The organism is Bariatricus massiliensis, assembly GCF_900086725.1.
Lineage (GTDB): Bacteria > Bacillota > Clostridia > Lachnospirales > Lachnospiraceae > Allocoprococcus > Allocoprococcus massiliensis.
In genome coordinates, this window is sequence record NZ_LT574832.1 from 1 (window position 1) to 11,493 (window position 11,493).

At 36.1% G+C, this 11,493-nt stretch carries 14 protein-coding genes, 1 tRNA gene and 2 pseudogenes; 1 reads left to right on the forward strand and 16 read right to left on the reverse strand.

Features of this window, described 5'->3' with window-relative positions; translation table 11 throughout:
* Window positions 1-153 precede the first annotated feature (153 nt).
* The 15 genes and pseudogenes from BN6465_RS00090 to BN6465_RS00155 all read right to left on the reverse strand — a co-directional run.
* Window positions 154-267 (reverse strand): annotated as a pseudogene (locus tag BN6465_RS00090) (helix-turn-helix domain-containing protein); the annotation flags it as partial.
* Window positions 268-321: 54 nt separating this feature from the next.
* Complete coding sequence (locus tag BN6465_RS00095) at window positions 322-882, reverse strand: GNAT family N-acetyltransferase (protein WP_066730581.1); 561 nt, start codon at window positions 880-882, stop codon at window positions 322-324.
* A complete protein-coding gene (locus BN6465_RS00100) occupies window positions 863-1,111 on the reverse strand; it encodes a hypothetical protein (RefSeq protein WP_066730582.1) in 249 nt (82 codons plus the stop codon). The genes BN6465_RS00095 and BN6465_RS00100 overlap by 20 nt, the downstream gene beginning before the upstream one ends.
* Before the next feature lie 79 nt (window positions 1,112-1,190).
* A complete protein-coding gene (locus BN6465_RS00105; RefSeq protein ID WP_066730583.1) occupies window positions 1,191-1,973 on the reverse strand; it encodes a hypothetical protein in 783 nt (260 codons plus the stop codon).
* Window positions 1,960-2,688 carry an ABC transporter ATP-binding protein gene (locus tag BN6465_RS00110; protein WP_066730584.1) on the reverse strand — a complete coding sequence of 243 codons (729 nt, stop codon included), beginning with the start codon at window positions 2,686-2,688 and terminating at the stop codon, window positions 1,960-1,962. Before BN6465_RS00110 ends, BN6465_RS00105 begins: the two co-directional genes overlap by 14 nt.
* Before the next feature lie 381 nt (window positions 2,689-3,069).
* Window positions 3,070-3,156 (reverse strand): annotated as a pseudogene (locus BN6465_RS21520) (Fic family protein); the annotation flags it as partial.
* Between the two features lie 222 nt (window positions 3,157-3,378).
* A complete protein-coding gene (locus BN6465_RS21765) occupies window positions 3,379-3,579 on the reverse strand; it encodes a hypothetical protein (RefSeq protein ID WP_066730585.1) in 201 nt (66 codons plus the stop codon).
* 259 nt (window positions 3,580-3,838) lie between these two features.
* Complete coding sequence (locus BN6465_RS00120; protein ID WP_066730586.1) at window positions 3,839-4,300, reverse strand: hypothetical protein; 462 nt, start codon at window positions 4,298-4,300, stop codon at window positions 3,839-3,841.
* Between the two features lie 56 nt (window positions 4,301-4,356).
* Window positions 4,357-4,554, reverse strand: coding sequence for a hypothetical protein (locus BN6465_RS00125; protein WP_066730587.1), 198 nt, complete (start codon window positions 4,552-4,554; stop codon window positions 4,357-4,359).
* A 267-nt stretch (window positions 4,555-4,821) separates the two neighbouring features.
* Window positions 4,822-4,895: transfer RNA gene (locus tag BN6465_RS00130), tRNA-Arg, on the reverse strand.
* 97 nt (window positions 4,896-4,992) lie between these two features.
* Window positions 4,993-5,868 (reverse strand): DUF3881 family protein, encoded by an 876-nt coding sequence (locus BN6465_RS00135; protein WP_066730588.1) that lies wholly within the window; start codon window positions 5,866-5,868, stop codon window positions 4,993-4,995.
* A 22-nt stretch (window positions 5,869-5,890) separates the two neighbouring features.
* Entirely contained in the window at window positions 5,891-7,171 is a 1,281-nt protein-coding gene (gene serS, locus BN6465_RS00140; RefSeq protein WP_066730589.1) for a serine--tRNA ligase, read from the reverse strand.
* 54 nt (window positions 7,172-7,225) lie between these two features.
* Window positions 7,226-7,771, reverse strand: coding sequence for a DUF4446 family protein (locus tag BN6465_RS00145; protein WP_066730590.1), 546 nt, complete (start codon window positions 7,769-7,771; stop codon window positions 7,226-7,228).
* A gap of 5 nt (window positions 7,772-7,776) precedes the next feature.
* Complete coding sequence (locus BN6465_RS00150) at window positions 7,777-8,691, reverse strand: ParB/RepB/Spo0J family partition protein (RefSeq protein ID WP_066730591.1); 915 nt, start codon at window positions 8,689-8,691, stop codon at window positions 7,777-7,779.
* A gap of 2 nt (window positions 8,692-8,693) precedes the next feature.
* A complete protein-coding gene (locus tag BN6465_RS00155) occupies window positions 8,694-9,461 on the reverse strand; it encodes a ParA family protein (RefSeq protein ID WP_066730592.1) in 768 nt (255 codons plus the stop codon).
* Between the two features lie 313 nt (window positions 9,462-9,774).
* On the opposite strand from BN6465_RS00155, the gene BN6465_RS00160 reads away from it, so the two are divergent.
* Window positions 9,775-10,728 carry an alpha/beta fold hydrolase gene (locus BN6465_RS00160; protein ID WP_264466746.1) on the forward strand — a complete coding sequence of 318 codons (954 nt, stop codon included), beginning with the start codon at window positions 9,775-9,777 and terminating at the stop codon, window positions 10,726-10,728.
* A gap of 33 nt (window positions 10,729-10,761) precedes the next feature.
* On the opposite strand, the gene rsmG is transcribed toward BN6465_RS00160, so the two are convergent.
* Window positions 10,762-11,475, reverse strand: coding sequence for a 16S rRNA (guanine(527)-N(7))-methyltransferase RsmG (gene rsmG / locus BN6465_RS00165; RefSeq protein ID WP_066730593.1), 714 nt, complete (start codon window positions 11,473-11,475; stop codon window positions 10,762-10,764).
* Window positions 11,476-11,493 lie beyond the last annotated feature (18 nt).

Consider the following 11,493-nt stretch of genomic DNA (forward strand, 5'->3'; position numbering starts at 1 on the left):
GCGTTGCCCCCTTTGGAAACCCCCACAAGAAAAGGCGGTACGCTACCCCTCCACGGGGCGCATACCGCCTTTTCTTGTTATCCAGCCCTCCGGCTGTATCGGTTGAGCAAAAGTCCGCGTGGGATTGATGTGGTATCTTTAACTTTGGGAAACTCCAGACTCCCATTTAGATATTGCTGTTCTCGAAACATATAATTCATTTGCAAGTTCTTCTTGCGTCATTCCTTTAGTTTTCCTAAGCTCTTGTAATTTTTCATTAAACTCCAAGGGGTGGTCTCCTTCGCAAATTCAATTTTTCCTCAATGACAAATTGGAAGTTATCTAATACTTAGTGTATGTGTATACATCAACAGTTACAATTTCTTGACCGCCCCAATTTTTTTCTTGCAAAGTAAAATCTTCTTTTACAAATTTATTATTTAATAACACTTTTGATGAATATATATTCTCTGGCATAACAAATGCCTGAAGAGTTGTAATATTAACTTCATTTACTAAATATTCTATCATTAATTTCAAAGCGTTTGTTGCAATTTTTTTATTCCAATAGTCCTCATTTAGACGGTAGCCCACTGTTATTTTATTTTCTTTCTTTTTAAAGTCAAACATTTCTGCTAAACCTACAAGTCTATTAGGGCTATCTTTTAAATAAATCCCTGCAATTATATACTTTTTATTTGCAAAATCTTTTCCGCCAAGATTTTTGATTGCTGTCTCTAATACTTTTTTACTCTTTTTATATAGAAAAGGCGGTATATACTTATACACATTATCATTGTTGCTTATCTCTGACAACGCTGCAATGTCATTTGATTCCATTTTTCTTATAATCACTTTATCGTTTTCTAAATATGGAAATACATCAAATAATTCTGTCATCATAATCTCCTTTAGTTTTTATCAATGCTAAAGTACTGGACACCTTATTTCTTTTACTTTCTAATTTTCTTCCAATTATGTCAAGTAATCCAAATATAATCAGGCTGACAAGTACTGCCCCTAATACTACTGGCTTTACGCTTTCTGTTAAATCTCCAAAAAGCAACATTAGCATAAACTCTGCTCCACCTAAAAGTGTAGAAACTTGAATAATCCTAATAATATATTTCATACTTATATCTCTCCTTCCATAGCTGAAACACTTAATTTTGACAACCTCTAATTTTTTCTCCACATATTGTATTCATGTTTTAATAATTATCAAATGCTCCATATCTCTTTTCATATCGCAAAGCAAACCGGAAACAGACTGTCCCTGCAATCGCCCACAATATATTGACAATAACATATACAAGAATCAGATAATTTGATACTTTATTTCCCAAATAAATGTCTCTTACAATATCGATCCCACTCGTAAATGGTATCAAATATATAACGGACGCCCTTGAAGGTGATATTGCATTTGTTACAAAAAGTAACATTGTTTGTACAACTAAAATTAAAGAGCCCACTTTTTTCTCACATATGCAAATACTCCCAAATATCAGTCCTATTCCGTACATTCCAACAAGTGAAAATAAGCTGACAAATATCGCCAATATAATAATTTTAAGATCGTTACTACTATATCCCACTACCGCATTACCAAAAATAATAATTCCAACGTATGTTACCAAATGGATCAAGCAGCTAATTACTAATTTTATAAACAAGATCCCCTCCATATGAAATTTAGATTGCAGCCTGATTTCAAAAATTCCATGAGACGTTTCGTCGGAGACTGTCCCTACACAATATCCTAAAGCCGCACTCGCATTTTGCCAGAAAATATATCCTATTAGAACTAGAATATATCCACCTGCCTCACTCGTATTATAAAATGATACAAATCCTTGAGTTGACCCCATAAAATAGACAGCGAGAAAGGTTCCTGTAAATACTAGAAAATCCATAAACAATCCTATACGATACTGTAGATATTCTTTTGTATCTAAAATCATCTCCCACTTTATGGCATTAAAATACTTCATTATTGTCCATCCCCCTCCTCTTTTCCAAATAGATTTCTCTTATCTCTTCCGTTCCCATTGCCCGGTCCTCTTCTCCCCCATTTTTTCCCTTGAATATAAAAATATAGTGCTCCACTAACTCATTTAAGAACTCTAGGTCATGGGACGATATTATAAAAGTTTTGTGATATGTCTTCGCCAAATCTTTAATTAAGTTTTTCATTTCTACCTGTGACTCAATATCTAATCCGTTTGACGGTTCATCCATAATCAGGACTTTCATATCAGTACATAGACCACACAATAGCATAGCTTTCTTTTTTTCTCCCGTTGAAAGGGTCTCCACCCTTCTTTTTAAAAACTGGGAGAAATGTAGTTCATTTGCATACTTTTCAATAAGATTCTTTACTTCTTTTTCTTTGCTCCCTTTCATGGCAGCAAAAAACATAATATTGTCATAAACTGTATTTTTATATCGTATTCCTCGTTCTCCTGCTGGAATAAGAACAATATTTTCTTTACACCACTTCATATAATTGTCCTCTTCTCTTACCCGCATGGTCCCAGATGAATAATCCAATAATCCGGTCAATACTTTTAAAAAGGTAGTTTTCCCGGCTCCATTAGGTCCCAGCAATCCATAAATACCATCTTTAGTCAAATCTATTGTTACGCTGAAATCAAAAAGTACCTGTTTGTTTTTATAAAATTTATTAACATTTTTTACTTCAATCATACCTCTCCCCTACACTTTCTTTTTATTCCTTATCAAATTCAAATTTATTGTTTTCATTGTATCACATAACCAAAAGATTTTCTATCCGCATATAAATGATACATCAGTGTATGCCATTGCTTCACGCAGGGCATACTGCTTATCTCTGACAACGCTGGCCTTCCGCTTAGGAGTATGGCTTTTCCGGTATCAAGCAGTTCCCTTATAAGTTTAACTAATCCCTTTATATCCCTACTGTTCCCCAATTACAAATGTTATCTCGTACCTCCACGTTACTCTGATATTAACTAATTTTACCCCGTCATATTAACAAGCAATTAGCAGGGAGCTTACAATAGCAAGAATAGCTTAACCAATTTGACCAAATTAAGTTATGTTAATTTATGAATAGTATTTTTGATTTCTACTTTTTGGTTTATCAGGTATAGTCATTTTAAGTTCACCAGATGCAAGCATTTTATTCAAGTATTATCTTGGCCATATCTTGACTGGGAGATTGGTCATGACGGTTAAGAAGTCCCATATATTTATCACATGTCTTACACAAAACCATTATTCCAGACTTTGAAATCTCATATTCTGGCAATGAGCCGCCATAAACAGCACAAGCAACTTTTATTTTATCAAATCCACGCCCCCCATGCCTCAATCATACCACTTTTTAAAAATACATTTTATCTTCATAAACATTTATCTGAATCGGATTGTAGCTACTATAAATGGATGTTCTGGAAACTCGTCAATCAATAAAAGGGGTATCTCGCTGTCAAAGACTTTGATTTTCTGACCGTATGCACTTTTAACCAGAGTCGTGATTTCTTTTGAAATGTTGGTGCGTGGCATGACCATTGTCATTAAGATACCGTTTTTGAACGTCAACGGGTTTATCATCCATGATGTCCTGCATCACCGTGGAGAGAGTTATGGGAATATCGTCTGGTCTGTTGTAGCCTAAAGCCATTGTAAGATTTGCCTGTGCATCTGCATAAATTAGTAAAACCTTGTTGCCCTGCTTTGTCAGGACGGCTATGTAAGGTTCTTAGAACACAAAAAAGCCGACTGGCTATTTAAACCAATCGGCTATGTATAAACATGTTTTATTAATTTTAGCTCAGTGACAAACTGGAATTTGTAACATTGTGAACTGTGGTTATATGATACGTTCAGCATATATTTCTGCATTTATATACCATTCGCCATTATCTTTTACAGTGATGTTTTCCCAATGAAAACGATTATCTTCTATACTAGTAAAAATCCACTTTCTTTTTTCATCATTGACGAAAGTTAGCATTATCATGTCATCTTGTTTTTTTGCTTCAAGTCGTATTATTTTTCCAGTATAACCATAAGCTACATCCCACGCATGCGTATTGGGATTATAGATACGCAACGATGTCCCATATTCATAATTAGGCAAGATAATAACATCCTGAATAGCCATTCCTTCAAGAACCCATGAGAAATGCCATTCGCCTTTAATTGTAAGAGAATTGCTACTTTCTATATAGTCTATCGACCAACTACCGATAAGTTTTCCAAAATAATTAAATGCTTCTGGTAATGCTTCATTCTTACTTTCACTTGCTAATGCTTCAAAAAAATCCTGCATTGGTAATTCCTCCAGTATAAATAAGTTCTATTACAAATTCTGAATTGTCTTTTTAATTATATCACACACCCACAAGATTTCCTATCCACTTTGACTTTCTTCACAGGTGCTTTTGTCATCTTAAAAATAAGTTCATCAACACAGTCTGTATATCTGCCTTGTTGAATTAGTTCGTTTTTCAATTCCACAAGGCTCTGTAACAAAAATGTTCTTTCTTGGCCATCCACATACAAATAATATTTTTTATCTCTCATAAGTGCACCTCCATCCTTTTTCATCATTATAAAGAAAAATCTATTCAAAGATGCCATGATCAGGACTAATTAATCTTAGAAAGCACCCCTTTGTACTGGCAACTCTCGCCTTTCAAATTAGCAGGAAGGGCATTTCCATTAGCAAGAATCGCTCCTGCTAATCGGAAATTGCTATGGGTTCAAATTTTCTCAGAAAATAGAAAATGCCGAAAACCTTGAAACGAGAAACTGCTTTTCTCACTTCCAGATTTTCGGCGGTGTTCTTAACGTTCCTGAGCGGATTCGAACCGCTGGCCTTCCGCTTAGGAGGCGGACGCTCTATCCTGCTGAGCTACAGAAACATTCAAAATAGCATTATTAACTTTTTCTAAATGATCTTACACAAAACAGTTCATTCATGCAAAATTTATTCTAGCACAAATTCGCTGTTTTGTGAAGTTAAAAATTTATATAACCTTGCAGCCAAATATTAGCCTTAAATCTTCTACCAATTTCAGGCTCCCCAGTTACACTTTTTACAGGCACACATATATCGAATTGAAGCTCATTCACATCGAGAGTCAGTACATAGATTTCTTCCTTTGTCAGCTTATTTTCTACTGTGTCCATATCAAGTATCTCACCGAGAACAGAATACTGGTCGCATTCTACCCCATAAGGCATAAAATAGGTGTCTACGATACTGAAAATATCTTCATCCGCCAAACGCTTTGACACTTGGGAATACGTGTCTATATCATCCAGTGTAAGACTCTCGATTGCCTCGGTGTCCCCCTGCCTTGCGGCGCTCAGCAGCATCATACGGTTTCTTGACTCTTCTTTGCGCATCTGCTCCTGTTCTTTGCTCTTCAGAACGGGGAACAAGACTGTTCCTGATACTGCCAGACCGGCTAGCGTAACGGACGTTGAGCTTTTCGGTATCTGGCCATTCTGCACCTCTTTTATGTAATCCATCCCATTTTGAAGATGGAAAATCAGGCTTACCCCGACTTTCGCATCTTCACAGATACCCACGTAGGACTCTCTGTCAATTCTCCGCTCCACGATAATGTCCGCATAGGATGTAATACCGGTTCCTTCAAAATATGGCAGATAATACTCTCTATCAAATATTTCGTTTTCATCAATCTGACCATAGGAACAGATTCCGATTCCTGTTCCAAACTCTTTCTTCAACTCACAGTAATCCAGATTCTCCTCCAAAGAGATTCTTTCGTACCCGCTGAAGTTCTCCTCGGCCTGATACAAAATTTGATTCCATTCTTTTTCAGAATCAATGTCCTGAAAACCAATTGCCTTAATATATTTATGCACGGTCTATCCTCATCTATTATTATTATCTGATTTCTGATTTGCCGCCCATATACGGCCGAAGCACTTCTGGAATTCTCACAGAACCGTCTTCCTGCAGATTATTTTCCAAGAAAGCAATCAACATTCTAGGTGGTGCAACAACTGTATTGTTTAACGTATGGGCAAAATATTTGCTGCCGTCTGCTCCTTTGACGCGGATTCCAAGCCTTCTGGCCTGAGCGTCCCCAAGGTTGGAACAGCTTCCTACTTCAAAATACTTCTTCTGTCTCGGTGACCATGCTTCTACATCACAGGATTTCACCTTTAAGTCGGCAAGATCTCCGGAGCAGCACTCTAAAGTCCGCACTGGTATATCAAGGGAGCGGAACAAGTCAACCGTATTTTTCCAAAGCTCATCATACCATTTCATGCTTTCTTCCGGTTTGCAGACAACAATCATTTCCTGTTTCTCAAATTGATGAATTCTGTATACCCCTCGTTCCTCGATTCCGTGTGCCCCTTTTTCTTTCCTGAAACATGGGGAATAAGAAGTCAAAGTCTGAGGCAGTGTTTCTTCATCCAACATGGTCTCTATAAACTTACCAATCATAGAGTGTTCACTGGTACCTATTAAATATAGATCCTCACCCTCAATTTTATACATCATAGAGTCCATTTCGGCAAAACTCATAACTCCGGTAACCACGTTGCTGCGAATCATGAACGGAGGAATGCAATAAGTAAAGCCTCTGTCGATCATAAAATCACGGGCATAAGAAATCACAGAAGAGTGGAGTCTTGCGATATCACCCATTAGATAGTAAAAACCATTACCCGCAACCTTCCCGGCGCTCTCAAGATCGATGCCGTTAAATGTCTCCATAATCTCAGTGTGATAGGGAATTTCAAACGCAGGCACTACAGGTTCCCCGTATTTCTGTATTTCTACATTCTCGCTGTCATCCTTTCCTACAGGAACTGACGGGTCGATAATATTGGGGATGCTCATCATGATTTTTTTAATCTGTTCTTCTACTTCTTTTTCCTCCGCTGATAAAGCTTCTACTCTATCCGCATTTGCCTGAACCTGTCTTTTTAACTCTTCAGCTTCTTCCTTTTTTCCCTGAGCCATACAAGCGCCAATTTGTTTAGAAATTTTGTTGCGCTCAGCACGAAGCGCCTCTACTTCCTGCTTAATCTCTCTGTTTTTCTTGTCCAGCTCTATGACTTCATCCACCAGAGGAAGCTTTGCATCTTGAAACTTCTTTTTGATATTTTCCTTTACAACATCTGGATTATTTCTCACAAACTTAATATCTAACATAGTCCTTCTCCTTCTCTTCTCAACTTTCCCATTTCTTTAAACTTTTAATCACTTTTATAAATTCTTTTTCACTACTTCCTGAACATCCGGGTCATAAACTTCTTGATAAATAGCCTGTTCCAGCGACTCTGCCTCTTCGTCCGCCAGTTCTATGTAACTCTGTCCCCTGACGATTTCCTTTATATAAGTATAACATCCCTCGCGGCTGTGCATAGCATTGATAATCCAGCCACTGTTATTTCCGTCCAGCAGAGTGAGGGCGAAGCTCAATTTACCGCCCATTTCATTGAATGCATCGTATTTTACAATACCGACCTTCTGATAATTGCTCTGTATCATATGGAAAATCTCTTTAATATCAAGACGGTTTTTCTTTGCAATATCTGCAATTTCATCCAGTTCATCAAATTTTTCCAGAATGCTCTCCTCAAGATTCTTGCCATCACGGCCTCTCATGAAAGAGGAATAGCTGCTCTTCAGACGGCTGTACTTCATATTTACATTCATATATAATAAAAACATCAATACAATCAGCATAATCAATAGAATAAATATGTAAGCCGGATCTATGCCGATAGCTGTTAATATTTTACTCTCCATTTATTTTATTCTCCTTCACGAATCGTCATAAGTAAATCGAATATACGTTCGAGTTCGTTGTCGGAATAATATTCGATTTCTATCTTTCCTTTGCCATTTGTCTTGTGATTTACATGTACTTTGGTACCTATAATATTTTTGATTTTTTCTTCTAAATCCTCGTAGACAAATGTATTTTTAACTTCTGTCTTAACCGGTTTTTCCTTTTTAGGATTTTTCAACTCTTTTACTAACTTCTCCGTCTCACGAACGCTCAACTTTTCATCAAATATTTTATTGGCAATCATATACTGCTGTTCTTCATCATCAATTGCCAAAAGTGCCCTCGCATGTCCGGTAGATATCATATCATCGATAATCATCTGCTGCACTTTCTCATTCAATTTTAAAAGACGCATAGAGTTTGTCACCGCAGTACGGCTCTTTGATACACGCTCGGCAACCTCATCCTGTTTAAGGTTGAATTCATGAAGCAATTTTCTGAACGCCATGGCTTCTTCAATAGGATTTAAGTTTTCTCTTTGAATATTCTCTATCAAAGAGATTTCTAAAATTTCTTGATTGGTATACTCTTTAATTATGACCGGAACTTCTTTTATTCCTGCCATCTTAGCGGCACGCCAGCGGCGTTCACCGGCTATTATCTCATAATAGTCTTTTCTTTTCTGTACAATTAATGGCTGAAGAATACCAAACTGTTTAATAGAATCTGCCAATTCAAGAAGTGCGTCTTCCTCAAAGTTTTTTCTAGGCTGTTCTCTGTTCGGCTCCACATCATTGATTTTCATCATAATTGGCCCAGAAGATTGGATTTCATCCTTTTTTACATCTTCTGTTCCTCTTCTCGATGTTTTTGCTGATTTATTATCAGGTATAAGACTGTCGAGGCCTTTTCCTAATCCACTACGCTTTACCGCCATACTTACTCTTCTCCTTTATGAATAACTTCATCTGCCAACAACATATAACTTTCCGCTCCCGATGACTTTGGATCATAATAATTAATCGGCAGTCCATGGCTGGGAGCCTCAGCCAAACGTATATTTCTAGGAATTATTGTCTTATAAATCGCTTGATTCAAATTGTCTTTTACATTTTCAACAACCTGTAGTGATAGATTGGTTCTGGCATCATACATAGTGAATACTACCCCTTCCATCTCCAGCCGGTCGTTCAACCGCTCTTTCACAAGATCTATTGTCCTTATTAACTGACTCAGACCTTCCAAAGCATAATATTCACATTGTATAGGTACTAATACTGTGTCTGCTGTAGTCATTGCATTAATTGTTAGCATACTGAGAGACGGCGGACAATCAATTATAATAAAATCATAGTTATCCTTGATTTTATGTACTTCATCACGTAGAATATATTCTTTATTATCAACATCAATTAATTCGATTTCTGCTGCTGACAAATCAATACTGGTGGGTAATACATCCAGATTTTCAAAAACATCCTTCACCAAAACTTGTTCGATAGAAGCCTCCCCAATAATCAAATCATATACTGTATATTCTACTTCATCTTTATTTACACTAAGACCACTCGTCATGTTACCTTGTGGGTCCATATCAACTGCAAGAATCTTTTTGCCTTTTGCTGCCAGACAAGAAGAGAGGTTGATAGCTGTAGTCGTTTTTCCAACACCACCCTTTTGGTTGGCAACAGCAATAATTCTTCCCATAATTTAGTAATACCCCTTTCTAAAAACAAAGTGGATGCTTTTGTTATGCATCCAATTATCCACCATATGTTATCATTATACCACATCATCTTTTTATTATCTATACAATGTTTCACGTGAAACATTATTTTTTACTTTTTTGTTGTTTCATACAATGTTTCACGTGAAACATTTGTTGTATTTTGTAATATTTTTAATAAAATATATTTTTCATATCTCTTTCACCATTAATTGGATTATGTTATAATTGAACAATAAGCTTTACTGTGAACGAGGGATGGTATAACAAGATAATAGAAAGGTGGTCATAATATTGAAAAAGAAACTTAAGGCCTGTGCTATTCTTGCTTCTTTGGCGACAGGTACTATATATGTCATAAATAGAATAATATATTATCTTTCAACGATAGATAATCTTCTTGGCAACACTGAGGGCAATTACTATGAATGGCGCTTCGGAAAAATATTTTACAAAAAGCAAGGAGAAGGAGAGCCTATTCTATTGATTCATGATCTTAATGCTCATAGTTCTGGATATGAATGGAAAAAGGCTGCTTCTATACTGGCAGAACACAACACTGTATATACTATAGACCTTCTCGGATGTGGGCGCTCTGATAAGCCCAATATTACATATACTAATTTTTTGTATGTCCAGATGCTTAATGATTTTATCAAACATATAATAGGTAGAAAAACAGATGTGATTGCAACAGGAGAGTCTGCTTCCTTTGTTATAATGGCATGTAATACAGGGGATGACACTATAGATAAAATAGCGATGGTTAATCCTGTTTCTATGTATGAACTAGCTAAAGTTCCTACAAAGAGAACAAAGACCTTGAAGTTTTTAATAAATATACCTATATTGGGAACATTGCTCTATAATATACTCCAATCACAAAAGTCTTTGAATGAAATTTTCGCGTTTAACTACTTTTATGACAGCGCAAAAATAGATAATACAATCGTAAAAGCATATTATGAAGCAGCTCATACCGATAAAATCAAATCAAAGTATTTGTTTGCAAGTATTAAGGGAAGATTTACGAGAGCAAATATTTCTCCTTGCATCGGCAACATTAATAATAGTATTTTTGTTATATCAGGAAATGGAAATCCTCAATACGAAGAAACTGCAGAACAGTACAAACGCTTTATTCCAGCTATTGAGACTGTTTCGATTCCCGATACTAAATATCTTCCTCAATTAGAAAAACCATATGATTTTGCTGAACAAATTAAAATATTTTTTGATATCAATTAAAAAGAAACCGGTATTTTTTACCGGTTTCTTTTTTTATTTAATTGGTTCTTTGGAAGGAAGCCCAGCTTTTCGTGGGAACTTCTTTCCTGTATTTTTATGTTTATCAATTTTCAAAAGCGAGCGGCTGATATCACTTCCCGGAAGCTGAAATTTTACAATGTCACTCAACTTACCACCTAAAATCTTAATGGCTGTCTTAGACTCATTTACCTCCGCGTCAATGTCACCTGATTTATAAGGTATAAAACTCCCGCTTAATTTTACATATGGCAGACAATATTCGGAGAGGGTTGAAAGATTAGCTACTGCTCTTGATACACAAAGATCATAGCTCTCTCTGTAATTCTCCTTACGTGCAAAATCTTCCGCACGCCCGTGAATTGTGTGGATATCTTCTAAACCTAACTGTCCTATCACTTCATTGAGAAAATTAATTCTTTTATTAAGTGAATCCAGCAATGTTACTTTTACATGTGGAAAAGCAATCTTTAATGGAATGCCTGGAAACCCGGCGCCTGTGCCAATATCTATGATAGTGTCTATTTTATGGATATCTATTATCTTGACTAATGATAAACTGTCTACAAAGTGTTTTTCAATTACTTCTTCATATTCCGTTATACCAGTCAGATTCATTACCTTATTCCATTCAATAAGTAATTCATAATATCTGTCAAACTGATTTATCTGATTTTCTGTCAATGCGATATCCAAATCAGCCAGCTTTTTCTGAAATATTTCACTCATATAAAGGATGTTTCCTTT

What these genes read in the sequence shown, in the direction of transcription:
- BN6465_RS00110 (WP_066730584.1), bottom strand. Translation starts at nt 2,688, where the DNA reads ATGATTGAAGTAAAAAATGTTAATAAATTTTATAAAAACAAACAGGTA.
- BN6465_RS00095 (WP_066730581.1), bottom strand. Translation starts at nt 882, where the DNA reads ATGATGACAGAATTATTTGATGTATTTCCATATTTAGAAAACGATAAA.
- rsmG (WP_066730593.1), bottom strand. Translation starts at nt 11,475, where the DNA reads ATGAGTGAAATATTTCAGAAAAAGCTGGCTGATTTGGATATCGCATTG.
- BN6465_RS21765 (WP_066730585.1), bottom strand. Translation starts at nt 3,579, where the DNA reads ATGATAAACCCGTTGACGTTCAAAAACGGTATCTTAATGACAATGGTC.
- serS (WP_066730589.1), bottom strand. Translation starts at nt 7,171, where the DNA reads ATGTTAGATATTAAGTTTGTGAGAAATAATCCAGATGTTGTAAAGGAA.
- BN6465_RS00125 (WP_066730587.1), bottom strand. Translation starts at nt 4,554, where the DNA reads ATGAGAGATAAAAAATATTATTTGTATGTGGATGGCCAAGAAAGAACA.
- BN6465_RS00105 (WP_066730583.1), bottom strand. Translation starts at nt 1,973, where the DNA reads ATGAAGTATTTTAATGCCATAAAGTGGGAGATGATTTTAGATACAAAA.
- BN6465_RS00155 (WP_066730592.1), bottom strand. Translation starts at nt 9,461, where the DNA reads ATGGGAAGAATTATTGCTGTTGCCAACCAAAAGGGTGGTGTTGGAAAA.
- BN6465_RS00120 (WP_066730586.1), bottom strand. Translation starts at nt 4,300, where the DNA reads ATGCAGGATTTTTTTGAAGCATTAGCAAGTGAAAGTAAGAATGAAGCA.
- BN6465_RS00100 (WP_066730582.1), bottom strand. Translation starts at nt 1,111, where the DNA reads ATGAAATATATTATTAGGATTATTCAAGTTTCTACACTTTTAGGTGGA.
- BN6465_RS00145 (WP_066730590.1), bottom strand. Translation starts at nt 7,771, where the DNA reads ATGGAGAGTAAAATATTAACAGCTATCGGCATAGATCCGGCTTACATA.
- BN6465_RS00150 (WP_066730591.1), bottom strand. Translation starts at nt 8,691, where the DNA reads ATGGCGGTAAAGCGTAGTGGATTAGGAAAAGGCCTCGACAGTCTTATA.